Origin of the sequence: Cohnella sp. GCM10027633, assembly GCF_042675445.1 — a bacterium.
Classification (GTDB): Bacteria; Bacillota; Bacilli; order Paenibacillales; family Paenibacillaceae; genus Cohnella.
The window spans coordinates 30,741-52,621 of the sequence record NZ_JBHTGV010000019.1; the positions used below are offsets into that span (position 1 = coordinate 30,741).

Here is a 21,881-nt window from a genome sequence, read left to right on the forward strand (position 1 = left end):
TTACATGTATCTACGTGAAATAAGTAAGCTAAACGATAGTATGCATAATCAAGATCAGTATCCCTTCAACATTCCAACGATTAATAGCATGAGACGGATAGCATTGAAGCAAAACGTTACCTTTCTAGTCGGTGAAAACGGGACAGGGAAATCAACATTGTTAGAGGCAATAGCCTATCAATGCGGCTTCCATACTGCCGGTGGGAGCAGAAATAATCAATACGAATTGAATTCATCGGAAGCTCTATTAGGAGACCATATTAGGTTATCATGGATGCCCAAGGTGACACAGGGTTTCTTTCTCCGTGCGGAGACATTTTATGATTTTGCTTCGCATATTGACGAACTGGCTGAGGAACATCCATCGGTATATGATTCTTATGGCGGGAAATCCCTACATAGCCAATCGCACGGGGAAGCTTTCTTCTCGTTATTCGAGAATCGATTTGGAAAACGCGGAATTTACCTATTAGACGAACCGGAAGCGGCACTAAGCCCGACAAGACAAATCGCATTTTTGAATATCATTCATGAATTGCAGAAGAGCGCTCAATTAATAATCGCAACGCATTCACCGATCTTACTCGGATATCCATTAGCCGAGATCCTTAGCTTTGATTCGGATCCCATTCAACAGATTGATTATAAAGAAACGGAACATTATCAAGTGACGCGGAGATTTCTAGAGAATAGACAATTCTATCTTAGAGATATAATGGAATCTTAAATGTTATCGGAAGTAGTTATAAGTGGCTGTAATATCGAGAAAGCGGGAACTGTACCGGAAATCGGTGGAACATCGGAAAGATTAGACGCATAACCTCATATCTTTAAGCAATCTGTATTTGGACTTAAACGGAGAGGAGCCAAAGTATATGGAAACGTTCGGAAGAGGATGCTTATGGCTTATTCTTGGTTCTGTCGGATTATTAGCGATCGCTTTTATTACCCAAAGTACGATTAACATCCCGTGGTTCATCTTCATCCCGGTCGTGATCCTCGTCTTCTGGATGGCTTCTAAGAAAAGCAAAAAGTAATGACAGCAAAAAATAGGATGATAATTGCCCTTCGATGGATTACAATCCCATTTAAGGGTTGTATTTGTATCGTTGAAAGGAGCAAAAAAATGAATCCACCGAAACATATCGTATCTGCAGCCGCAATCGTAATAAACGATAAAAACGAGTTGTTACTGATTAAAGGTCCACGCAGAGGTTGGGAGATGCCCGGGGGCCAGGTAGAAATAGGAGAATCGTTAAGTCAAGCCGCCATAAGAGAGACAAAAGAGGAATCAGGGATCGATATTGAGATCATTAGTTTTTGCGGGATATTTCAGAACATAGGAAATTCGATTTGCAATACGTTATTCTTGGCTCGCCCGATTGGCGGACATTTGATACAGACTTCGGAAAGCTTGGATTCAGGCTTCTTTCCCATTGAAAAAGCATTAGAGATGGTGAAGTGGAAAGATTTCAGGAAGCGCATTGAGTATTGTTTAAGGCCAGAATTGCAGCCGTTCTGCATTGAATTTACCGATGAGAGAAATATTTGAAATGATGATGGCATTATTAACGTTAGTTAATCATCATAGTTATAGCTGACACCTAGGTAGTCTCAAGCGGATGCTGAATTGGGGGTTACGCAATGAAGTTCATTATCATCTTCGGTCCTCAAGCCGTAGGTAAGATGACGGTAGGTCAAAGCCTAGCGGAAAAGTTAAACATCAAACTATTTCACAATCATATGTCGATAGACTTTGTTTCTCAGTTTTTCGATTACGGAAGTCCTTCCGGAAAACGATTGGTCGGCCTGATTCGCCAGGAGATATTCGAAGAAGTATCTGCAAGCGAATTGGAAGGTCTGGTATTTACTTTCGTTTGGGGGTTCGATCTCCCTTCGGATTGGGAGTACATCGAAAGGATCTCCCATCTCTTCGAGTCGCGAGGTGCAGAAGTATATTTTGTTGAACTGGAAGCAGAATACGGGGAGAGATTAAGAAGGAATCGTACTGATAATAGACTGCTTCATAAACCTACCAAAAGAGACGTTGAAAGATCCGAAAGAGATCTAATCTCGACGAATGAGAGACACCGATTGAACTCATTTCCAGGTGAAATCACGAAGAAGAATTATATAAGAATCAATAATACGAATATCCAACCGGAAGAAGTGGCGAATATGATTATGAATCAATTTGGGATTATTGATTGAGGCAAGCCGAGGAAAGGTAGGGTGTCGTATGTTCGTTTTCTCTGAGTTAGAAGGTATACGAGTGAAACTTATTCCGCTAGATATTGAGCACAGCGTTCCGTTATTCGAATGTTCGAGAGATCCGGAGATCTGGGCAAGCTATCCCGTAGCGATCAGAACGCAAGAAGATATGGATCGCCTTGTCCAACAAGCTATAGCTGGCCGAGCTCGCAAGGAACAGTTTCCTTTCGTTGTGTACGATAAAGTGAACAATGAAATTGTTGGAACGACCAGATTTCTAAGAATTTCAGAAGAGCATAACCATCTCAATATAGGATCTACTTGGTATGCATCGAAAGTATGGAGAACAAGAGTAAATACGGAGTCCAAATATATGTTGCTGAAATATGCTTTTGAGTGCTTGCGAATAAGCAGGGTTGAGATCGTAACTTCAACAACGAATATAAGGTCGCAGAAGGCCATAGAACGATTGGGAGCAGTCCAGGAGGGGATTCTAAGAAAGAAGTATTACGGTCTCGATTATATCATCTACAGCGTCATTGACTCCGATTGGGAAGAAGTGAAGACCCGACTTGAAGGTTATCTCGATTCGAGCGATTAATCAATAGAACGGAGTGATTATATTGATCGAATGTCCATGGTGCCACAAGCAGGTCGAGATCACCAGAGGAAGATGCCCGGAGTGTAAGAACAGATTAGATCATGTGACAGAAGCTGATTTCGACGACGATAAACCGGCGTTTACTTTGGATACGGATACATATGTAAGTCAGGGTGCTCATGCAGCCGATATGATAAGCAGACATTACAAATGCGCCAAGTGTAGTCATAATGAATGCATGACGAAAGAGTTGGCCATGACCGGGACTGGCTTAAGTAAGTTGTTCGACATCCAATACAATCATTATCTGTTCGTGTCATGTACCCATTGCGGCTACGTAGAGATCTATAATTCCGATGTGTTAAATGGCAAGAAATCGGGACAGCTTGGGAGTATAATGGATATATTATTCGGTTGATATTCAGAATTAAAGAAACGGTGGGCGTCGATGCAGAGGATTAAATTCATGTACCGGGTTTTCATGAAGGAACCGTTATGGTTTAAGATTTTGATCTTTTCAACCTTCGTCATTTCGATTGTATTCAGCAGTTCGAACTTTTCCCACCATACGAATTATGAAAGTCTGTCTAAACTCGCCGCCGCGATCTTTTTCTGCGCGTTCGGGTTCAAGCTGCGAAGAAATCCAAAAATCGCGATCATCTTCTATGCGTTCGCAGCAATCTGCTTCTATTTGGCTTGGAGCAATTTCGATTATTCCAATTAAATCATTCCTGAGGAAAATTTTATTGCAGGGTACCCCCTCAAATTCCCATCGGCTTTCGAATTATATGAATAATTGAAGCCGAAGGAGCGGAGTTTATGTCAAATTCAGTCGCTAAGTATCATTACATAAGTGAACTTGAGTATAGTAACCTGCTTACCTCCTACAAATCCAAAGTCAGAGAGAACCAAAGGCTAAGCGCGGAAGTCCAGCGATTACTGCATCTCATAAACCAGTTAAACGATAACGTAGCTACCGCCAAAAACGAGGCAACGAATTATCGCGAGATGTATCGGTCGCTTAGGGAAGGGAAGTACTTGCTGATTCCGAAATGATTCTTTCGAAACGAATGAAAATAATAGATGATAACGGCCCTTGAATGGATTACAATTCCATTAAAGGGCTATTTTTATTGATCGATTAAGTAGAATTGCCAAGATTAAGGGAGCGAACGAATTGTCATTAACGATATCCCATTCCATAAGTTCAGCAAGCAAAGCGTACGTTACGAACAAGATGATCGAATTTAACCTCATGCACTTTCCCGACGAATATAAAGGCCGATATCAGGAACTCAATCTGCAACTGGTCAATGAGGATGGGGAGATATTCGGAGGAATCGTCGGAGGCTTCATTAAGCTGGACACGTTGAGTTTTCAAGCGTTGGATTTTTACCTGAAGGAAGGATTTCAGGTGTATGGAACGATCGAGAACGCGGGAAGTCATACGCATTATTATTTGAAGAAAGTCATAGAAGAGAGGTGATACAGATGAAACGATTCCTTAGACAATGGGTACCGACGTTTATCATTGCGATCGTTGCCTCCATGGTCGTTCGAACCTATATCGTCGAGGCGATGGTCGTACCGTCGGGATCGATGCTGCCGACCATTCAAATTCATGATCGCGTCGTCGTCGAGAAAGTCATGCCGTTAACCAGCTTGCATCACGGGGATATTATCGTGTTTCGTCCGCCCGTCCAAGTAGAGGGATACGAACGTTTCGTGAAGAGGTTAATCGGCCTGCCCGGCGATCTCATCGAGGTCAAAGAGGGCTTCTTATTCAGGAACAACGAGAAGGTGTACGAAAGCTACATCAAAGAACAAATGAATTACGATTTCGGCCCCGTATCGGTGCCGGAAGGCAAGTATTTCTTCTTAGGCGATAATCGCAACGACAGCTTCGATTCGCATGCTTGGGAAACGCCGTTCGTGGAGAAGAAGGCCTTGATCGGCAAAGTGATCCTGAATATTCCATTCCATTATCTGTATCGATAGTCCGAGGGAGTTACGCCAATGCTGTCACTGATGTTGAAGCTACTCTTCTGTCGACGGACGGTTCCGGCATTCTCGACCGAGGAGAGGGATCGCTTCGAAGAAATGTATCTTAGCGCGATACGCAATAATGGAGTCGTCTGCTATTCGTCCGAACTTCCTAAGTCCCGCTTCATCGATTACCTGATTCAAGAGAAGAGCTTCGTCGCCCACGGTTCGAATAGGATGAATATCGAACGGTTCGAGCCGAGAGAACAGACATTATACAACGGCGAACTCGTGAATGCCGTGTTCGCGACCAAAGACGGAGTATGGCCGATGTTCTACGCGATATTGGATCGTAGTAAAGTCGTCGGAAATTTCAGGAATGGGTGCTTGAGAACGGCGAACGATACCAGACATTACTTCTTTTCGTTAACGAAGAAGACGATCGCTCAGAACCCGTGGATATGCGGAACGATTTATTTGCTGTCCTCGGATACGTTCGAACGCACTCATAAGTCTCGAGTCTACTTCGACGAGTGGATAAGCAGGCAAGAAGCCAAGCCGGTTCTGAGATTAGAGGTAAGCGCGGAAGACTTCGAATATCGGGATAAGATCTCTGCTCACAAGCCGGAAGAATCCATCGTTACGACGTGGTTGAGGTACAAGTTCAGAACTTCGCGGTCAGGCAGATGAATCAGTAAACCTTTCGGAGGTACGATGATGTTCGAGTACGTCACGCACTATTATAACGCGGAACCCTTCAGAAGCCTGTCTGCCTTGTCTAGGAACGAAGCTTTGCAAGTCATGAAGGAGCTATGCGACGATACGCCTTTCTTCGAACGGTTCAAAGAACCGCAACAATATTGGGACAGTCGAGTAGAGGCGGAGACGTGGCTGAGAGATAAGTTCGTCGATAAAGGCGGGACGCTGAAGGATCGCTATCCGATCTACGCCGTCCTCGGCTCGTCCGATTGGATCGAGAATTACTCGCAATCGATGGGGCTCGAAGTCAATAAGCTGAGAATTCCATTATCGATATTGCGGGAGAGCGAGGTTAGCTTTACGTTCCCGGACAGCATGGTCTCGTACTGGATTAGCAGAGACAAGCCTGAAGCGTATTACCAACCTGGCTATCACGGACAAGTGTTCACGCTGTCCGAAGTACGAAATTTGATCACGACCGATATCATGGATAGCATTGCTGCCAAGCATCCGGAGGGAACGATTCCGTACGTTGAGGCTCAGATATGGAACCATGCGGTCGTTAGAAGCTTTTATGAGCAAAATCAAACCAAGTGAGGTATCGTCATGGACGAAATCCGAGAGCTGCTCGTTAAGAAGTTCGAAGAGATACGGAACCGAACGTTGCTCGTGTTAGATCAGATGGATACGGATGGACTGAATTGGCGTCCGAACGAGTCGAGCAATAGTATTGCTAACTTAGTCGTCCATATTCAAGGAAACGTGAACGAACGAATAGGCAGCGGCATACTTCACGACGAGTTCATAAGGGATCGGGATGCCGAATTCGAAGCGATGCATAGAACCAAGGAGCAATTACTCGAAATAACCGAATCGACGTACCGGATCGTGATCGGCACCATTAGCGATATGCCCAAGGAAACGTGGGCGAAGACACAACAAGTAAGGAACAAAGACAGGACGAATCTTGATATCGTTATGCAGTGCGCGACGCATTTCTCCCAACATCTGGGACAGATGATGTATATCGCAAAGCTTCTGATGAACGAACGGTATATCGTGACGACGATCCCCAAGCGCAAATAGATTACGGCGGGCTGCTTCGTACGGACCAGGATGAGGTAATGGAAGTTAGGTTCTTCCGGGTCCAAGATATCCCGAATGAACTCAGGCCTCCCGATCAACCGATTATTCTTAAGTACGTGGCGTCGATCGGGCAGCTGAACGACGCCGCGCATATTTAACGATGCGGCAGGAAATCGTACGAACGTAACGAATAGTAATAAGTGGAACGTCTTTATGATCTTTCTAAGCCACGGGATGAGGAGCGATTCATATGGAAACGTTGTACGTCGTGAAAGACGGGAAGATCGTACAGTTCGACGGCCAGAGCAAAGAGAAGACACTCCTGAACGAAGCAGCCGTAATCGAATCGTACGGCCGCAAAGCGATTGAAGATATCAATCGCTTCGGTGTATACCATATTCATAAATAATCGATGCCAAGGTCCTAAGACAATGACCGCCTACTCTAGGCGGTTTTTATTTGCTTAAGGCAACCGGATGATCGGCTTCGTCGTCCGCGACGGAGTAATACTTCTCGTATATGCGGACGGGGATGACCAAGCAGAAGCCGACGAATACGAGGCAGAAGGCAAAAAAACCGTATAAACTGATAAAGTCCGCTATCAATTGTCCGCCCTCCGAGGCGACTTTCGCGATGCTCTCGCCGATCTGCGGCAGGTTCGATAGGAATTGCATTGTCATCTTCATGACCTCCATTACGAATTGCGAATCGTTCTGAGATCATCATAATGCAAGGCATGGCGAACGAATGTGATAGAGATCACAAACTATGCGAACGAGGAATGAACGTTCGAAGTTGTTCAAAGCGCTGGACTTAGGTTGCGGGGCGGGTAGGAACGGCATTCCGATCGCTGCCGCAATGAAAGATAAGGCGTGTACCGTCATATGCGTCGATTTGTTGGATTCAGCCATCGCGAAGGTGGAGCAATACGGCAAGCAGTTCGAGGTTGCGCACCTCATCAAGACGATCAAATCCGACATTGAGCACTTTGCGATCGGGAGCCAAGAGTATGATCTCATCGTCGCCGTCTCCGCGCTGGAGCATGTCAGCTCCGAGGACGCGCTGAAGAAGACGTTAGGTCTTATGGCGTCCGGAACCGCGGCGGGAGGGACGAACTGTATCGTCATCAATTCGAATATTAGCGAGATCGATTTGCGAACGCAGCTTCCGATGGAACCGATGTTCGAGGTCAACTTATCGACGGAAGCGATGTACGAGCTATTGGATAGCAACTACGCGGGCTGGGACGTTCGAATGAAGCTGGCGAAGCCGTTAGCGTTCGAGATCGAACGTGACGATCGACCGGTCCTGTTAACGAGCGATTGCATTACTTACGTGGCTCAACGCCGCGACTAACATCAGGGGGAACAAAGAGAATGAACATGGACAACATCTACCTCATTACCGATATCCCGGGGTATACGCCTCAGATTAGCAAGCTTCTCTCGATGATGAATTACGCGAGACATACGACGCTAGCGGAAGTGAAGAATCTGTCTGTCGATCAATTGGATTATCTTCTGGATCCACAGAGCAACACCATCGGCGCGTTACTGTTGCATTTCGCGGGAGTAGAATACGCGTATCAAGTGGAGACTTTCGAGAAACGCGAGTTGAGCGAGGAAGAGCTGAACGTCTGGGGACCCGCGCTCGATCTAGGCGATGTAGGTCGGGAGAAGATCAAGGGGCACGAGTTGAGCTTCTATCTGAACAAGCTTGACGAAGTCAGGAATCGTTCTTACGAGCTCTTCAAGACGGTGAACGACGATTGGCTGGCGAAGGAAGAACCTTTCTGGTACAACAAGCAAGCGAACCATTATTTCATGTGGTTCCATGTATTCGAAGACGAGATTAATCATCGCGGTCAGATTCGAATGATCAGGAAGCGTATGGCTGTATAACATTTCGATTCGCCTATCACGCCACGACGAAGGAGTATTCGAATGATGCTCGCACGACTGATCGCGATAATCTTCCTCGTCATCGTCTGCATGACCGGTTGCACGAACGATCGAGAAGATCAGCCCATTCCCGTCGACCATTCCGCCACGGTGTTGAACAAAGAACAGAAGAGCGGTCAATACGTATTTGAGATCTCTAGCGGCGATCGTCATGAGTATGTGGAAGTGTCGAAGCGTCATTGGGACCAAGTCGAGATTCATGATACCGTGTCCTTCGATCGCGATAACGAGCTCGTCATGATCAATAACAGTCCCGTCGAATAACGTCTCCGGAAGGGACACCGATACGATGCAACGATTGTTCAGGAAGCATCAATCCGAACGGCTTGAATAAGAATAACCGATCGACTTTCGAGATCTGCTGAGCCCATCGACTTCGGAAGGAAGGAAGATATACGTGAAAACATTATTAATGATTAGCGGCTTCTTCATGCTCTTCATCGGCATATTCGTCGGATTTCCTAGCGATAACTTTTACGTCGTATTGAACAGCGTCTTCGGCGGACTACTGTTAATGGGCTTGTCCAAGCTGATCGCCATCGTCGAGCAGATTTATTTGAAGGTGCTTCAGGTGCCTTATACGTACAATCAGGTCAGCACGATCGTGAAGAACGCCAACCGCTATTACGTGGAGTCGAGCGTTTTCGACGTATACCCGGAAGAGCAAGCACAGTATCCGCTCATTAACTTGGACGGAGATTACTATATTAGAGCTAGAGCGTTCATGAAATATCTTCGACAGAACGAATCCGAGTATACGTTCGCGCTGCCCGATCAAGCGCCGATTACGTTGAATCGCTTGGACTATTACGAGAAGGGCGTCGAACTGTTCGCCTTCGAAGACCAGGTGATCGTGCTGCTGAAGAGGATCCAGCTGAAACCGGTAACCGAGGGTGACACGTTGCGGCTGGAGCGCATCCATGGCGTATAAGGAAGGGGAGATCGGCGCATGAAGCTCGTATCGAAGATGACCGACAGCAAAGGAACGGCCATACACTATCTCGATTCGAATCCCGACGGTTCGCTCGTGCCGCTCTTGATCTGCCCCGGATTGTCGGAGACGGCGGAGGAGTATGCCGACCTGATGGCTTATCTATCGCCGAGAAGATGCGTCGCGCTATCGTTCAGAGGACGGGGACGGAGCGGTACGCCCGACGCCGGCTACGGATTGGACGAGCATATCGCGGACATCGAGAGCGTCGTCGATGCCGTCGGCTTGAATCGGTTCCATCTGTTCGGTTACTCTAGAGGCGTATCCTACGCGCTCGGCTACGCGGAGAGGCACCCCTCAAGCGTCGTGTCGATCATCGTTCAAGATTACCCGGCCGTGCACAAGCAGATGCCGGAGGGCTGGGATACCGGGTACATCCGCAACTATTTGATCCCGTTCTCCAGACAGCAGAACATTCGGCCTGAAGCCGTCAGGGGCATTCAACGAGAATCGGAGCGATACGAATTCGATTTTCGCACGAACAAGAAGCTGCTCGTCCTAAGAGGCATGCTCGAGGACAGCTTATTGGACGAGGACGACGTGCGCGGCTATTATCGAATCAATCCGCAAGCGATCGTCTCGGAGTTCCCGCGGTCGGGTCATGACATTCGCCATACGGACAAAGACCGGCTATATCGCGAGATCGGAGCGTTCATCGGCAGCTAACCGGGTAAGAAGAAAGAGAACGTTGAGTTAGGAGATATGCATGATGATTACTTATAAGATTGACGACAAGGTCGAACCCCAAGAACTATCCGAAGTATTCCGAAGATCGGGGATTAAACGTCCTCACGAGGATCTGGCGCGCATGCGCACAATGATCGATAACGCCGACGTCATCGTCAGCGCGCGAAGCGAAGGCCGGCTGGTAGGTATCGCGCGAGCCATAACCGATTACGCCTATTGCTGCTACTTGTCCGACCTTGCGGTCGATGCCGAATTCCAGAAGAAGCGAATCGGCGATCGGCTCGTGGCCGCGCTGAGGGAACATCTCGGCGACGAAGTGTCGCTCGTGCTCTTATCCGCGCCGGGCGCCGTCGATTTCTATCCGAAGATCGGATTCGAGAAATCGGATCGGGCGTTCGTCATCCCGAGGAAGAGCTAAGGCCGGATGGAGCTAGTCCGAACATCATACGATTGAAGAGAGAGGCTGGAATAACGCCATGATACCGATTAAGCTGCCAAGAGAAGACAAGCTCCAGCTTGTCCATCGCGTGCAACATTTCTTCGAGACGGAGCGGGGAGAATCCATCGGCGAATTGGCCGCGGAGCAACTCATCGACTTCATGCTCTTGGAGGCCGGGCCCTACTTGTACAACGCGGCGCTCGCCGACGCCAGGAACGCGTTCCAGGAGAAGATGAACCAGCTGGAAGACGAACTGTACGCGTTGGAGAAGCCACTGAAGCGGGGCGACCGGTAGTATGGGCGCCTCTATGGCGAACTAGCTATTCGTTAATGTCATTAATGATCTAATGGGGACATCTTTCGAACGATTTTTTCCATGTAAGCGCAGTCAAGTTGGAGCATTCTCGGAAGATGACGTATAATAAAAGCCGACGGAGTTTCGCAGAGAGTTAGAGGAGAGATTGCGCTTGTTCATCGATATTCGGTCGCGACTAGGCGACCCCGTCATCCGCGAATTGATCGGGATGTCCGTATTCCCGGACGAAGGCGAGCCGGAACGCACAATCGAGCAATACGCTTCGGGGAGCGATCAGCTGCGCATCATGGGCTACGAATCCCAAGGCCAGGTAGTCGGCTTCGTCGGCTTCGAGGTCGATGTAGATGGTCTCATGACGCTGCGCCATATCGCGGTATTGCCCGATTCCAGAGGCGCCGGCTTCGGACGCGGAATGATTCTGGAATTGCTGCATCAATTCGAACCGCGGGCGATCGTGGCGGAGACGGACGAGGATGCGGTGCATTTCTACCGCAGCATCGGATTCAGAATCGAGAGCCTCGGGGAATCGTATCCAGGCGTCGAACGGTTCCGTTGCTTGTACGATGCGCTCGAGCAGGCTGATTAAGCGTTTGCAACCGCGCAAGCAATACCGACATCATAACGTCACATTTAACTAATCTTTAGTTCGTGGACCAACATCTGCACTTGCCTTTGATTTTTTTCTTTGCTAGATTGGAAGAATCGAAGAGTTGATCAGAGCGATTGGCATCATGACGGCACAGCAGGGGCTGCGGATATTGAACCAGCCTATTTTGTGTTGCTACGGAAAGGAATGATAACATTGACTTTATGGTACAAACTGATGAACGTAAGATTCCTCCTGTTCACGATGATCCTGGCGCTGAAGGGCGCGCTCGCCTGGTACGTCGTATTCGACGACGGTCCGTCGTGGGAAACGTTCGTGACGGAGATTCCGTTCTTCTGGATCGTGTTCTGTCTCATCGAATGGTTCGCGACCCGGCGCAAGCTGCTCTACTACATGATCGTGAACTTACTGCTCACCGTGCTGTTCTTCGCGGTGCTCATGTACTATAAGTATTACGGCATCATCGCTACGTATCATGCCCTGAAGCAAGCGGACAAAGTCACGAAGGTCGGCAACAGCACTTATTCGTTGATGGATCCTTATTATTTGCTTATATTCTTCGACATCTTCGTCCTTGCCGCGTTCCTGATCTGGGTTTCGTACAAGAACAAGAAGTCGGTGCGCAAGCCGTTCCGAGTCAAACCGCTTCGCAAGCCGGTCATCTCCATGGTGTTCGCGGTATCGGTCGCGCTGTGCATCTTCAACATCTGGCCGAACAAGGCGAGCATGAACGAGAACAAAAAAGCCGAAGAAATGGGCATCCTGAATTACGAGGTGTACACCATCTTCGCGGATTCGACCGACGAAGAGGACTTGGTCGAGATGGAAGACATCACCCAGACCGAGATCGACCGCCTGAAGGGGATTACGCAGCCGGTCGTTCGTCAATACGAAGGCGCGGCGCAGGGCAAGAACCTGATCATTATCCAGATGGAATCGTTCCAGAACTTCCTGATCGGGCTGAAGATCAACGGCAAGGAATTAACGCCGAATATGAACAAGCTCGCGGCGGACGACGTTCACTTCAATCACTTCTACACGTCGGTCGGCCAAGGAACGACCTCGGACGCCGAATTCACCGTGAATACGTCGCTCTACGTGCCGAAGCACGAACCGGCGACCGATAACTACGTGAAGAAGGCATTGCCGAGCTTGCCGAAGTTGCTTGGCAACATCGGGTACGATTCGGCGACGTTCCATACGAACCAAGTCGACTTCTGGAACCGCAAGGAGCTTTACTCGGCGATCGGCTTCGGTCATTATTACGACCAATCGTACTTCGGCGACGAGGATCATGTCGCGTTCGGCGCCTCCGACGAAGTGCTGTACAGCAAGACGTTCGATAAGCTGCAGGAGATGGATGCGAGCGACAAGCCGTTCTACGCGCAGATTATCTCGATGAGCTCTCACCATCCGTACGAGATTCCGGCGGACAAAGTCATGTTCGATCTGCCCGAAGCTTACGACGATACGCTCGTCGGACATTACCTGGAAGCTCAGAACTACGCGGACAACGCTCTCGGCCAATTCATCGACAAGCTGAAGAGCAGCGGGATGTGGGAAGACAGCGTCGTGATGTTGTACGGCGACCATCAAGGATTGCCGCTCTACTCGCTGGATAAGCACGAGAAATCGCTTATGGATGAGATTCTCGGCCACGAATACGGCTACACCGATATGTTCAACATTCCGCTCGTCGTGCATGTACCGGGCGTCACGCAACCGGAAGTACGGAGCAACACCGGCGGTCAAGTCGACATTCTGCCGACGGTCGCCAACTTGATGGGCATTTCGCTGAACGATCAGATCCACTTCGGCGAGGACCTGTTTAATCAGAACTACAACATGCTTCCGATGCGCCACTTCCTGCCGACCGGCTCCGTGTTCACGGACCGGAAGCTGTTCCTCCCGGGCGTCGGGTACGAAGACGGCGAGAATTACCCGCTTCCGAACATCGAAGGCTCGACGGCCGACGTGACGGAAGACGAATACAAGAACACGCTTGAGCTGCTTCACTTGTCGGACAGCTACGTTCCGCAACTGCCGGATAAGGATCCGAACGCGGCGTCGCAAGCGCCGACGGAATAACGATCGCATACCGATACGGCCGCCGCCTCGCAGGAGGAGGGCGGCCTTTGTCGGCCAAGGAAAGGTTTGAAGCTTTCACCAATGACTACCTTCATCCAAGGATGCATGCTGGGAATATCCATCGCCGCCCCGGTCGGGCCGATCGGCTTGCTGTGCATTCGCAGAACGTTAACGCACGGCAAGTTGCAAGGTTTCGTTACGGGATTAGGCGCCGCGACAGCGGACGCCGTATACGGCGCCATGGCGGCCTTCGGATTAGCGTTCGCGACGAGAACGCTCGTGAAGCAGTCGCAATGGCTGCATTTCCTCGGCGCGCTCTTCCTGATCTACATTGCCTATCGGACGTTCTCTTCGGGCGTAGCGAGGCAGGAGGCCGGCGCGCGCGCCGGCAACGGATATTGGCGCGCTTATGTCTCTACCTTGCTCCTGACGCTAACGAATCCGATGACGATCGTATCGTTCCTCGGCCTATTCGCGGGATTGCAGATCGCGCAGGGCACGAGCGCTTCGGTGCTGCTCGTCGCCGGCGTATTCGCCGGATCAGCCTCTTGGTGGCTGCTGCTGAGCTTCATCGTCGGCAGCGCAAGGCGCATGATCAGCGACGTCGCCATGCGACGAATCAATTACGTCTCGGCGATCATCCTATTAGCTTTCGGGCTGCACAGCCTGTATGAGGCCGTCCGGCTCGGCTTGTAACGTATATACGCGCGGCCGATGACCGTTGCTGAAGAAGAGCAGGGCGAGAGGAGACTTGCCCCGGTCAAGGAACAGATACGCTTCCTTCACGGGCTCCGGGTATAGCTTGTCTGCGAGCTTCGCCGGCTCGTCGAACCGCACGTGAACGATAATGCCGCTCGTCGGATTCATCGTGACGCCGCCGTATGGCGAAGGGGATTGATTAAGGGCCTTCAATATCGTATCCTTCAACTGATCGGTTAACGGCATCGTATGTACGACTTGTTCCCGCTTCACGTCGAAGATTTCGACCGGCGGAGGAAGGGGAGCGGAGGCATTCGCGTTTCCCGTACGAGTCAACAAGGCGACTCCGACGACAAGTAGCACCGACAATACGGCAGTCGCGAACGATCGACGCATGCGGGCGTGGTCATACTTATACAGAACGATCACCTCGAATCGGCATTCATCAGACTATCATTATGACCTTGCGGGAGGACAACCATGCGCACCGACCTGACGTTCGCCGAAGCGAAAATATCCGATCTCGTCCGGATCGTCGAAATTTATAATTCCACGATTCCCGGCAGAATGGTCACCGCGGACCTAGAGCCGATTACGGTGGAGAGCCGATTGGGATGGTTCGACGAGCATACGAACGACCACCGTCCTTTGTGGGTACTGAAGGAAGAGGAGAAGATCATCGCCTGGCTCAGCTTCCAGTCGTTTCACAGCAGGCCCGCGTACAACGCGACCGCGGAGATCAGCATCTATATCGACGAGAGCTATCGCGGTCAAGGCATCGGAAGTTTGCTCATGAACAAGGCGCTCGCGGAATGTCCGCGATTAGGGATCCGGAACGTCGTCGGCTTGGTGTTCGGCCATAATGCGCCGAGCCTGGCGCTTCTCAAGAAGTTCGGCTTCGAGGAGTGGGGCAAGCTGCCTCGCGTCGCGGTATTGGACGGCGTGGAGAGGGACTTGGTCATGATCGGCATTAACTTGAAGTAACGCCTAACGCCTAAGCGTCAAGAAGCCCCGGCCGGATAATGAATCCTGGTCGGGGCTTCGTTTGTTTTATGCCATTAATAATCTAGAACAACTTCGTCGTCCATTCCTCCGCGTTCCACACCTCGTTCACGACTTCGCGGTAAAACTCAGGTTCGTGGCTGATGAGCAGAATGCTGCCTTTATATGCCTGCAACGCGCGCTTCAGTTCGTCCTTGGCATCGACGTCGAGATGGTTCGTCGGTTCGTCGAGCACGAGCAAGTTCGTCTCCCGGTTAATCAGGTTACAGAGGCGAACCTTGGCTTTCTCGCCGCCGCTGAGGACGGAGATCCGGCTCTCGATGTGCTTCGTCGTCAGGCCGCACTTCGCCAGCGCCGCGCGCACCTCGAATTGGGACATCGAAGGGAAGTTCTTCCATACGGCTTCGATGCACGTATCGTCGGCCGAGCCTTTGATCTCCTGCTCGAAGTACCCGGTGAACAGGTTGTCGCCGCGCGTCACTTGGCCGGAGAGGGAAGGAATCTCGCCGAGCAGGCTGCGCAGCAGCGTCGTCTTGCCGATGCCGTTCGAACCGACGATGGCGATCTTCTGCCCGCGCTCCATGAGCAGGTCGATCGGACGGCATAGCGGTTCGTCGTAACCGATGACGAGCGACTTCGCCTCGAAGATCGTGCGTCCCGACGTGCGCGCTTCCTTGAAGTTGAACGTCGGCTTCGGCTTCTCCTTCGCAAGCTCGATGATGTCCATATTGTCGAGCTTCTTCTGGCGGGACATCGCCATGTTGCGCGTCGATACGCGCGCTTTGTTGCGGGCGACGAAGTCTTTCAGGTCGTCGATCTCTTGCTGCTGGCGCTTGTAGGCCGACTCGAGCTGCGCCTTCTTCGCTTCGTGCAGCAACAAGAAGTTGTCGTAATCGCCGACGTAACGGTTCAGCTCTTGGTTGCCCATATGATAGATGAGGTTGATGACGCTGTTCAAGAACGGGATGTCGTGAGAGACGAGGATGAACGCGTTCTCGTATTCCTGCAAGTAACGCTTCAGCCAGACGATATGCTGCTCGTCCAAGTAGTTCGTCGGTTCGTCGAGGAGCAGAATGTCGGGCTTCTCCAGCAGCAGCTTGGCAAGCAGCACCTTCGTGCGCTGGCCGCCGCTCAGGTCGTGCACGTCGCGATCGAGACCGATGTCCCCGAGCCCGAGACCTCGCGCGATCTCCTCTACCTTCGCATCGATCAAGTAGAAGTCGTTGCTCGTCAGCGTATCCTGGATATTGCCGACTTCTTCGAGCATCCGCTCGAGCTCCTCCGGCGACGCCGAGCCCATCTGGTCGTACATCTGGTTCATTTCTTCTTCCATCTCGATCAAGTAGCCGAACGCGCCCTTCAGCACGTCGCGGATCGACATGCCCTTCTGCAGGACGGAATGCTGGTCGAGATAGCCGACGCGAACTTTGCGCGCCCATTCCACTTTGCCGGCATCCGGCTCCAGCTTGCCCGTAATAATATTCATGAACGTCGACTTGCCTTCGCCGTTCGCGCCGACCAAGCCGACGTGTTCGCCTTTCAGCAGGCGGAACGATACGTCGTTGAAGATCGCGCGGTCGCCGAAGCCGTGCGTTAAGTTCGTAACCGTAAGAATACTCATCGATCGACACCTTTTTCTTCTTGTTAGGTATGGAGAACAGCAACGTTCCTATTATAAGCTTCCCGCGTCGATTAACTCAACGGTTATCGCACGAGTGCCGCGACGCAATTCGCGCCCCCCCGGATGTTCCCGGGGAGGCGCGAAGGGGATCGGTACGCATTACTTCATGAACTTATAGCCGACGCCCCAGACGGTCTTAATATATTGGGGTTCCTTCGGATTCTTCTCGAGCTTGCGGCGAAGGTTGGTCACGTGGACGTCGATCGCCCGGTCGTTAATGAAGGAGTCGATGCCGCGTACGGCATTGATGAGCTCTTCGCGGGTGAATACGCGGCCGGGATGCTGAACGAACAGCTTCATGATCTCGTACTCGGAGAACGTAGATTCCACGTGCTCGCCGTCGATGATGATCGTCCGCCTCTCCAGATCGAGCGAGATGCCTTGTTGCAGAGCGGTGGCGACAGGCGTGGAGGAGGGGGCCTGAGCGCTCGCGATCGTATGTACGGGCTGCTGCGCGTATCTGCGCAGCACGGCGTTCATCCGGACTTTCAGCTCTTGCATGCTGAACGGCTTGCATAAGTAATCGTCCGCGCCGGAGCTGATCGCTTGAATCCGATCGGCGACGGCCGACTTCATGGAGATGACGATGATCGGCAGCGCGGTGACATTGCGGAATTGCGCGCAAAGCTCGGTTCCGGACGCATCGGGTAGCATGAGGTCTAGCAAGATGATATCGGGCGAGTAGACCGGAATCGCATCCATCCCGTCCCGGGCGGTTTCTACCCGAAGAACGTCGAATTGTTCTTCGACGAGGTAGAGTGTGAGCATTTCTCCGATGATTGGATCATCTTCGATTACGAGAACTCTCGTCAAGAGATTCACACCCTTTAGTATTGTGTTAGGAATGCTCATATTTTGCTAACAATTTCTTCTATGAGTCTATTATAGCGTGCCGTTTATTGTTCGTCTAATAACTTTTTTGTCGGATATAATCCTTGATTTGCGGCAAAGTAGCGTCCAGGGAACGTCGCAATTCGGACAGCTCGGCTAGACCTTCCGCACCTAGCTTCAGCGCCTGTTCGAGCGCCGTCGCGGCGTGCTGCAGCGCCGACGCGCCCAAGTGTCCGGACGCTCCGCTAAGGGAGTGGGCGGTTCTTATCGCCCGTTCGAGATCCGGCTCGGACAGGCACTCGCCGAGCTCGTCCGCGACGTTCTCGTATTGAGATAGGAACTTGCGCAGCAGCCGGGCATACAGATTATGTTTGCCGGATAAGCGGCGAAGCGCGACGCCGGCTTGCAATTCCGGCGTGTCCTCCCAGTCGGTCGAAGGCTCCATAGATTCCGTCGCTTCGGTCGCGTCTATCGCTTCGGTCGCGGAGAGCTCGCGCTTGCCCGAAGCGAGCTCGCGAGCGAGTATCGAAGACAGCAGTTCGAGATCGATCGGCTTCGTGACGATGCCGTTCATGCCGGAAGCGTAGCACTTCGCATGCTGTTCCTCCGTCACGTCGGCGGTCAACGCGATGATCGGCAATCTCGCCGATTCGTACCTTTCCCGGAGCCGAACCGTCGTCTCGTGGCCGTCCATCTCCGGCATATGCAGGTCCATGAGCACGAGGTCCGGCTGCTCCTCCTCGACGCTGATCAGCGCATGGGTTCCGCTCGAAGCCAGCTTCACGCGGTAGCCGAGCTGCTGCAGCAATTGCTTGGCGACGATGCGGTTGATCTCCTGGTCGTCGACGACCAGAATCGTGCGCTCGGCGGCGCCTTCGGGAAGCCGCTCTGTATCGGGTTTCGCGGCAGAGGCGCCGGATGCATTCGATCGTCCGGCATCGGCGGCGAAATAATGAAGCATCTGTCTGACCTGTATCGCGGTCGTCGGCTTAATGAGCACGGCCGCGGGCTTCAGCTCGTCCGGCACGTATTGAAGCGCGTCGCGGCCGAGCAGCGTCGTCGAGCACACGGCTTTGACGCCGAAGGGACGCAGCGTCGACATCCATTCTTCCCACGTTTCTTCTCCGTGCATATCTCCGCATTCCATATCGATCACGATGATGTCCCAACGGTCCGAACGCAGCAGTTGGGACGCGTCCTCCCAACGGTTCGCCACGGCGCACTCGCAGCCCATGCCTTCGAGCATGCGGCACCAATTGCCCGCGACCATCGGGTTATCTTCGAGAACGATGACTCGGTCGTTGAAGGAAGCTCTGGACGGACGAGACGTCCGATCGGGCGCCACGTCGAACGAGAGCGAGAACGAGAACGTGCTGCCGACAAGATGTGTGCTCGTCACTTCGATTCGTCCGCCCATCTTGTCCACGAGCGTATGCGAGATAACGAGGCCGAGGCCCGTTCCCCCGTATTTGCGGCTTGTCTTATCATCCGCCTGCACGAACGGAGAGAAGAGCTTGTTTCGCTGTTCGGGGGTCATGCCAATACCGGTATCGCTGATCGTGAACGTCAATACGGCGCGATCGTCCGTAAGATCGGTCAACCCGATCTGCAGCTCGATCAATCCGACGTTCGTGAACTTGATCGCGTTGCTGCTGAGGTTCAGCAGCACTTGTTCCAATCGGGTCGGATCTCCCACGAGTCCGTCCGGGATGCGAGGATCGACGTGTATGATGAAGTCGACGGGCTTAGGACCGAGCAGCACCGAGAACATGCCGCTCAATCGCATGATCGACTCTTCAAGGCGGAAAGTCACATGCTCCAACGTCAGTTTATCGGCTTCCAGCTTCGAGAAATCAAGAACATCGTTCAAAATGTGGAGTAAATTGTGAGAGGAGTCGGATATTTGGCGTAAATATTCTTGTTGAATGGTCGACATCTCGGACTTTTGTAACAGGTGCGAAAGGCCTATGATGCCATTGAGCGGCGTCCGTATCTCATGGCTCATTCGCGCGAGGAAGGAGCTCTTCGCGACGTTCGCTTCGTCCGCCGCTTCCTTCGCCTGAACGAGCTGCAGCTCGATCTGCTTCCGGTCGGAAATATCGCGGACGATCGTCGAATAGAACGTCTCGCCCCCGTCCTTCGGATGGTGGGCGACGACGATCATCGATGCGGCGTGCACGACGCCGTCCTCGCGCACGAACTCGGTCTCGCTCTGCCAATAGCCGTTCTCCCTCGCGATCGCCAAGCCGTCGGCGAACCGAATGACGTTCGGAATCGTCAAGTACATGTTCAACTGGGCGTTATCGCCGTTCAATTCCTCGATGCCGAGGAATTGCATGCCCGCTTGGTTCACGTAGAACATGCGGCCCTGCAGGTCGAAGGAGCTGATCATGTCGTGCGCGCTCTCCATGATCTCGAGCAACCTCGTATTCGTCGCGACCGTCAGCTTCATCTCGCTGATGTCTCTGGCGAGCAGCACGTAGCCTTTCACCGTTCCGTCCGGGTTGCGCATGACGCTCGGATTGATCGAGACGAGCAGCCGCCGGCCGTTCTTCGCGACCCACGTCCACTCCGCATCGTGAAGCAACCCGTTCGCGGATAACGCGAACAGGACGGATTCATCGGCTTGGATCTGCTTCTTCACGATATCCGCGTATTGCCGGGCCCGTTCGCGGACTTGCTCGTCATCGTGCCAGAGCAGCAGGGAACGGGTGCCGAGCACTTCACGCTCCGAGTAGCCGAGCAGTTCCTCCGCGTTCGGGTTGAAGGAGGTGACCGTGTATTCGGCGTCCATGACGATCATCGCGTACTTGTTATGGCTCACGACGGAGGTGAACGGCTCGAACAGGTCGCGCAGCTTGTCGGTCATCGCGTTGACGGAGTGCGCGAGCAGTCCGAGCTCGTCCATGCTCTTCGTCGGGACGGGCGGGGGATACAGATCTCCGGAAGCGACCTGCTGGGTGACCTGCACCACTTCGCCAAGACGCTTCAAGATGACTCGGCGCGTGAAGAGATACAGGAACAAGCCGAGCGTCACTTCCGTCAGCCCGATCAGACCCACGTTGATCCATAGCGCGCTGCGAAGCGGCGCTTCGAACTCGGTCTTCGACACCGAGAACACGGCGTACCAATCGTAGCCCGGCACCTTCAGATAGAACATTTTGAGCACGCGGCCGAACAGCTCGACGTCGCCGTAGCCTTGTTCGGTGCTGCGGATCTGCTGCGCGAATTCGTAAGTCGACGGGTCGTCCCGGACGTAGTTGCGCTTCAGAATCAACGAGCGGTCGACGGAGTAGTGGAGCAGATTCGTCTCCTTGTCGATGAGCGTAATGGCGCTGTCCTTGTACTTGTCCGTCTTCAGCGACAGCAAGCCGTTGAACAGCGGATACGAAGGGACGGCGACCGCCGCGACTTCGTCGATGCGCCACCCCGGGTCGCCTTGGTCGGCAAGCGGAATGAACAGCCAGACGATCGGCATGCCGCTCGCGTCCAGCATGGGGTCGGACATGCCGCTCACGCCGTTAAGCGCTTGCCGAAAAGCGGGGTAAGTCCCGACTGCCATCGTACTGCCGTCGGTCAGCGTCAAGTTTCCGGACCTCGAGGCGATGCCGTAATAGGCGTACGTGTTCTCGGAGATATTCATGTTCGAGGCCAATGCGCGAAGCTTCTCCGGCATCGTGCCTTCCCGGATCGCTGGGGTATCGGTCAACACCTCCGCCTCGTGCAAGCGCAAGGAGAGCAGCGTCGACAAGTTGGATACCGTGTTGCGCAAGTCGTTCAGGCTCTGCTGTTCGAGCTGACGGTTCATTTGTTTATTCGAGATTTCATAATTGATGATGCTCATCGCGAAGAAGGACAAGCCGTTCGCGATGATAAGGAAGAACGCGATCTTGAAGCGGAGCGAGCGGAACATGTGCGCGAAGCACCTCCATCGGTCTACGATGCGGAAATATTCATATCTATCACACATCTATTACGGAAAGATGCTAACACTTTATC

General features: G+C 52.1%; 27 protein-coding genes. 22 read left to right on the forward strand and 5 right to left on the reverse strand.

Annotation, left to right across the window (positions count from 1 at the left end; translation table 11 throughout):
• The first annotated feature begins 4 nt into the window (after positions 1-4).
• The 11 genes from ACFQZG_RS25665 (at position 5) to ACFQZG_RS25715 (ending at position 6,989) form a co-directional block, all read left to right on the forward strand.
• Complete coding sequence (locus tag ACFQZG_RS25665) at positions 5-727, forward strand: AAA family ATPase (protein WP_378157601.1); 723 nt, start codon at positions 5-7, stop codon at positions 725-727.
• Positions 728-1,126: 399 nt separating this feature from the next.
• On the forward strand, positions 1,127-1,552 hold the full coding sequence (locus ACFQZG_RS25670; protein ID WP_378157602.1) for an NUDIX hydrolase: 426 nt from the start codon (positions 1,127-1,129) through the stop codon (positions 1,550-1,552).
• Positions 1,553-1,644: 92 nt separating this feature from the next.
• A complete protein-coding gene (locus ACFQZG_RS25675) occupies positions 1,645-2,211 on the forward strand; it encodes an AAA family ATPase (protein WP_378157603.1) in 567 nt (188 codons plus the stop codon).
• 61 nt (positions 2,212-2,272) lie between these two features.
• Positions 2,273-2,812 (forward strand): GNAT family N-acetyltransferase, encoded by a 540-nt coding sequence (locus tag ACFQZG_RS25680; protein WP_378157604.1) that lies wholly within the window; start codon positions 2,273-2,275, stop codon positions 2,810-2,812.
• A 190-nt stretch (positions 2,813-3,002) separates the two neighbouring features.
• A complete protein-coding gene (locus ACFQZG_RS25685) occupies positions 3,003-3,230 on the forward strand; it encodes a zinc ribbon domain-containing protein (protein ID WP_378157653.1) in 228 nt (75 codons plus the stop codon).
• Between the two features lie 759 nt (positions 3,231-3,989).
• A complete protein-coding gene (locus ACFQZG_RS25690; protein ID WP_378157605.1) occupies positions 3,990-4,298 on the forward strand; it encodes a GNAT family N-acetyltransferase in 309 nt (102 codons plus the stop codon).
• 5 nt (positions 4,299-4,303) lie between these two features.
• Positions 4,304-4,810 carry a signal peptidase I gene (gene lepB, locus ACFQZG_RS25695; protein WP_378157606.1) on the forward strand — a complete coding sequence of 169 codons (507 nt, stop codon included), beginning with the start codon at positions 4,304-4,306 and terminating at the stop codon, positions 4,808-4,810.
• 18 nt (positions 4,811-4,828) lie between these two features.
• A complete protein-coding gene (locus tag ACFQZG_RS25700; RefSeq protein ID WP_378157607.1) occupies positions 4,829-5,485 on the forward strand; it encodes a hypothetical protein in 657 nt (218 codons plus the stop codon).
• Positions 5,486-5,512: 27 nt separating this feature from the next.
• The gene (locus ACFQZG_RS25705) at positions 5,513-6,091 is read left to right on the forward strand and encodes a hypothetical protein (protein ID WP_378157608.1); all 579 of its coding nucleotides are present in this window, start codon (positions 5,513-5,515) and stop codon (positions 6,089-6,091) included.
• A 9-nt stretch (positions 6,092-6,100) separates the two neighbouring features.
• Positions 6,101-6,580, forward strand: a complete 480-nt coding sequence (locus tag ACFQZG_RS25710; protein WP_378157609.1) for a DinB family protein — start codon at positions 6,101-6,103, stop codon at positions 6,578-6,580.
• 250 nt (positions 6,581-6,830) lie between these two features.
• Positions 6,831-6,989, forward strand: a complete 159-nt coding sequence (locus ACFQZG_RS25715) for a hypothetical protein (protein ID WP_378157610.1) — start codon at positions 6,831-6,833, stop codon at positions 6,987-6,989.
• 46 nt (positions 6,990-7,035) lie between these two features.
• Here the strand turns inward: ACFQZG_RS25715 and ACFQZG_RS25720 are convergent, their stop codons facing one another.
• Positions 7,036-7,260 (reverse strand): hypothetical protein, encoded by a 225-nt coding sequence (locus tag ACFQZG_RS25720; protein WP_378157611.1) that lies wholly within the window; start codon positions 7,258-7,260, stop codon positions 7,036-7,038.
• Positions 7,261-7,348: 88 nt separating this feature from the next.
• Here ACFQZG_RS25720 and ACFQZG_RS25725 point away from each other — a divergent pair, with 88 nt between their 5' ends.
• From ACFQZG_RS25725 to ACFQZG_RS25770, 10 genes are all read left to right on the forward strand, one after another.
• Positions 7,349-7,936 carry a class I SAM-dependent methyltransferase gene (locus ACFQZG_RS25725; protein WP_378157612.1) on the forward strand — a complete coding sequence of 196 codons (588 nt, stop codon included), beginning with the start codon at positions 7,349-7,351 and terminating at the stop codon, positions 7,934-7,936.
• Positions 7,937-7,962: 26 nt separating this feature from the next.
• On the forward strand, positions 7,963-8,481 hold the full coding sequence (locus ACFQZG_RS25730) for a DinB family protein (protein WP_378157654.1): 519 nt from the start codon (positions 7,963-7,965) through the stop codon (positions 8,479-8,481).
• Between the two features lie 42 nt (positions 8,482-8,523).
• A complete protein-coding gene (locus ACFQZG_RS25735) occupies positions 8,524-8,805 on the forward strand; it encodes a hypothetical protein (RefSeq protein ID WP_378157613.1) in 282 nt (93 codons plus the stop codon).
• Between the two features lie 133 nt (positions 8,806-8,938).
• Positions 8,939-9,472 carry a hypothetical protein gene (locus ACFQZG_RS25740; RefSeq protein ID WP_378157614.1) on the forward strand — a complete coding sequence of 178 codons (534 nt, stop codon included), beginning with the start codon at positions 8,939-8,941 and terminating at the stop codon, positions 9,470-9,472.
• An 18-nt stretch (positions 9,473-9,490) separates the two neighbouring features.
• Positions 9,491-10,198 carry an alpha/beta fold hydrolase gene (locus tag ACFQZG_RS25745; RefSeq protein ID WP_378157615.1) on the forward strand — a complete coding sequence of 236 codons (708 nt, stop codon included), beginning with the start codon at positions 9,491-9,493 and terminating at the stop codon, positions 10,196-10,198.
• 40 nt (positions 10,199-10,238) lie between these two features.
• On the forward strand, positions 10,239-10,637 hold the full coding sequence (locus ACFQZG_RS25750) for a GNAT family N-acetyltransferase (protein WP_378157616.1): 399 nt from the start codon (positions 10,239-10,241) through the stop codon (positions 10,635-10,637).
• A gap of 58 nt (positions 10,638-10,695) precedes the next feature.
• Positions 10,696-10,953, forward strand: a complete 258-nt coding sequence (locus ACFQZG_RS25755) for a DUF2164 domain-containing protein (RefSeq protein WP_378157617.1) — start codon at positions 10,696-10,698, stop codon at positions 10,951-10,953.
• A gap of 172 nt (positions 10,954-11,125) precedes the next feature.
• The gene (locus ACFQZG_RS25760; protein WP_378157618.1) at positions 11,126-11,560 is read left to right on the forward strand and encodes a GNAT family N-acetyltransferase; all 435 of its coding nucleotides are present in this window, start codon (positions 11,126-11,128) and stop codon (positions 11,558-11,560) included.
• 207 nt (positions 11,561-11,767) lie between these two features.
• Entirely contained in the window at positions 11,768-13,669 is a 1,902-nt protein-coding gene (locus ACFQZG_RS25765) for an LTA synthase family protein (protein WP_378157619.1), read from the forward strand.
• A gap of 105 nt (positions 13,670-13,774) precedes the next feature.
• Positions 13,775-14,365 carry a LysE family translocator gene (locus tag ACFQZG_RS25770; RefSeq protein ID WP_378157620.1) on the forward strand — a complete coding sequence of 197 codons (591 nt, stop codon included), beginning with the start codon at positions 13,775-13,777 and terminating at the stop codon, positions 14,363-14,365.
• On the opposite strand, the gene ACFQZG_RS25775 is transcribed toward ACFQZG_RS25770, so the two are convergent.
• Positions 14,315-14,704, reverse strand: coding sequence for a hypothetical protein (locus ACFQZG_RS25775; RefSeq protein ID WP_378157657.1), 390 nt, complete (start codon positions 14,702-14,704; stop codon positions 14,315-14,317). The two genes, ACFQZG_RS25770 and ACFQZG_RS25775, sit on opposite strands and share 51 nt — an antisense overlap.
• Before the next feature lie 144 nt (positions 14,705-14,848).
• On the opposite strand from ACFQZG_RS25775, the gene ACFQZG_RS25780 reads away from it, so the two are divergent.
• The gene (locus tag ACFQZG_RS25780) at positions 14,849-15,352 is read left to right on the forward strand and encodes a GNAT family N-acetyltransferase (RefSeq protein ID WP_378157621.1); all 504 of its coding nucleotides are present in this window, start codon (positions 14,849-14,851) and stop codon (positions 15,350-15,352) included.
• 82 nt (positions 15,353-15,434) lie between these two features.
• On the opposite strand, the gene ACFQZG_RS25785 is transcribed toward ACFQZG_RS25780, so the two are convergent.
• The 3 genes from ACFQZG_RS25785 to ACFQZG_RS25795 all read right to left on the reverse strand — a co-directional run bounded on the left by ACFQZG_RS25785 (position 15,435) and on the right by ACFQZG_RS25795 (position 21,795).
• Positions 15,435-16,991 (reverse strand): ABC-F family ATP-binding cassette domain-containing protein, encoded by a 1,557-nt coding sequence (locus ACFQZG_RS25785; RefSeq protein ID WP_378157622.1) that lies wholly within the window; start codon positions 16,989-16,991, stop codon positions 15,435-15,437.
• A gap of 159 nt (positions 16,992-17,150) precedes the next feature.
• Positions 17,151-17,819: a response regulator transcription factor gene (locus tag ACFQZG_RS25790; protein WP_378157623.1), complete on the reverse strand. Its 669-nt coding sequence runs from the start codon at positions 17,817-17,819 to the stop codon at positions 17,151-17,153.
• Between the two features lie 139 nt (positions 17,820-17,958).
• Positions 17,959-21,795, reverse strand: a complete 3,837-nt coding sequence (locus ACFQZG_RS25795) for a response regulator (protein WP_378157624.1) — start codon at positions 21,793-21,795, stop codon at positions 17,959-17,961.
• Positions 21,796-21,881 lie beyond the last annotated feature (86 nt).

What these genes read in the sequence shown, in the direction of transcription:
- ACFQZG_RS25675 (WP_378157603.1), top strand. Translation starts at nt 1,645, where the DNA reads ATGAAGTTCATTATCATCTTCGGTCCTCAAGCCGTAGGTAAGATGACG.
- ACFQZG_RS25750 (WP_378157616.1), top strand. Translation starts at nt 10,239, where the DNA reads ATGATGATTACTTATAAGATTGACGACAAGGTCGAACCCCAAGAACTA.
- ACFQZG_RS25790 (WP_378157623.1), bottom strand. Translation starts at nt 17,819, where the DNA reads ATGCTCACACTCTACCTCGTCGAAGAACAATTCGACGTTCTTCGGGTA.
- ACFQZG_RS25705 (WP_378157608.1), top strand. Translation starts at nt 5,513, where the DNA reads ATGTTCGAGTACGTCACGCACTATTATAACGCGGAACCCTTCAGAAGC.
- ACFQZG_RS25735 (WP_378157613.1), top strand. Translation starts at nt 8,524, where the DNA reads ATGATGCTCGCACGACTGATCGCGATAATCTTCCTCGTCATCGTCTGC.
- ACFQZG_RS25770 (WP_378157620.1), top strand. Translation starts at nt 13,775, where the DNA reads ATGCTGGGAATATCCATCGCCGCCCCGGTCGGGCCGATCGGCTTGCTG.
- ACFQZG_RS25670 (WP_378157602.1), top strand. Translation starts at nt 1,127, where the DNA reads ATGAATCCACCGAAACATATCGTATCTGCAGCCGCAATCGTAATAAAC.
- ACFQZG_RS25795 (WP_378157624.1), bottom strand. Translation starts at nt 21,795, where the DNA reads ATGTTCCGCTCGCTCCGCTTCAAGATCGCGTTCTTCCTTATCATCGCG.
- ACFQZG_RS25725 (WP_378157612.1), top strand. Translation starts at nt 7,349, where the DNA reads ATGCGAACGAGGAATGAACGTTCGAAGTTGTTCAAAGCGCTGGACTTA.
- ACFQZG_RS25730 (WP_378157654.1), top strand. Translation starts at nt 7,963, where the DNA reads ATGGACAACATCTACCTCATTACCGATATCCCGGGGTATACGCCTCAG.
- ACFQZG_RS25765 (WP_378157619.1), top strand. Translation starts at nt 11,768, where the DNA reads ATGATAACATTGACTTTATGGTACAAACTGATGAACGTAAGATTCCTC.
- ACFQZG_RS25665 (WP_378157601.1), top strand. Translation starts at nt 5, where the DNA reads ATGTATCTACGTGAAATAAGTAAGCTAAACGATAGTATGCATAATCAA.
- lepB (WP_378157606.1), top strand. Translation starts at nt 4,304, where the DNA reads ATGAAACGATTCCTTAGACAATGGGTACCGACGTTTATCATTGCGATC.
- ACFQZG_RS25745 (WP_378157615.1), top strand. Translation starts at nt 9,491, where the DNA reads ATGAAGCTCGTATCGAAGATGACCGACAGCAAAGGAACGGCCATACAC.
- ACFQZG_RS25720 (WP_378157611.1), bottom strand. Translation starts at nt 7,260, where the DNA reads ATGACAATGCAATTCCTATCGAACCTGCCGCAGATCGGCGAGAGCATC.
- ACFQZG_RS25700 (WP_378157607.1), top strand. Translation starts at nt 4,829, where the DNA reads ATGCTGTCACTGATGTTGAAGCTACTCTTCTGTCGACGGACGGTTCCG.
- ACFQZG_RS25780 (WP_378157621.1), top strand. Translation starts at nt 14,849, where the DNA reads ATGCGCACCGACCTGACGTTCGCCGAAGCGAAAATATCCGATCTCGTC.
- ACFQZG_RS25785 (WP_378157622.1), bottom strand. Translation starts at nt 16,991, where the DNA reads ATGAGTATTCTTACGGTTACGAACTTAACGCACGGCTTCGGCGACCGC.
- ACFQZG_RS25710 (WP_378157609.1), top strand. Translation starts at nt 6,101, where the DNA reads ATGGACGAAATCCGAGAGCTGCTCGTTAAGAAGTTCGAAGAGATACGG.
- ACFQZG_RS25715 (WP_378157610.1), top strand. Translation starts at nt 6,831, where the DNA reads ATGGAAACGTTGTACGTCGTGAAAGACGGGAAGATCGTACAGTTCGAC.
- ACFQZG_RS25685 (WP_378157653.1), top strand. Translation starts at nt 3,003, where the DNA reads ATGATAAGCAGACATTACAAATGCGCCAAGTGTAGTCATAATGAATGC.
- ACFQZG_RS25755 (WP_378157617.1), top strand. Translation starts at nt 10,696, where the DNA reads ATGATACCGATTAAGCTGCCAAGAGAAGACAAGCTCCAGCTTGTCCAT.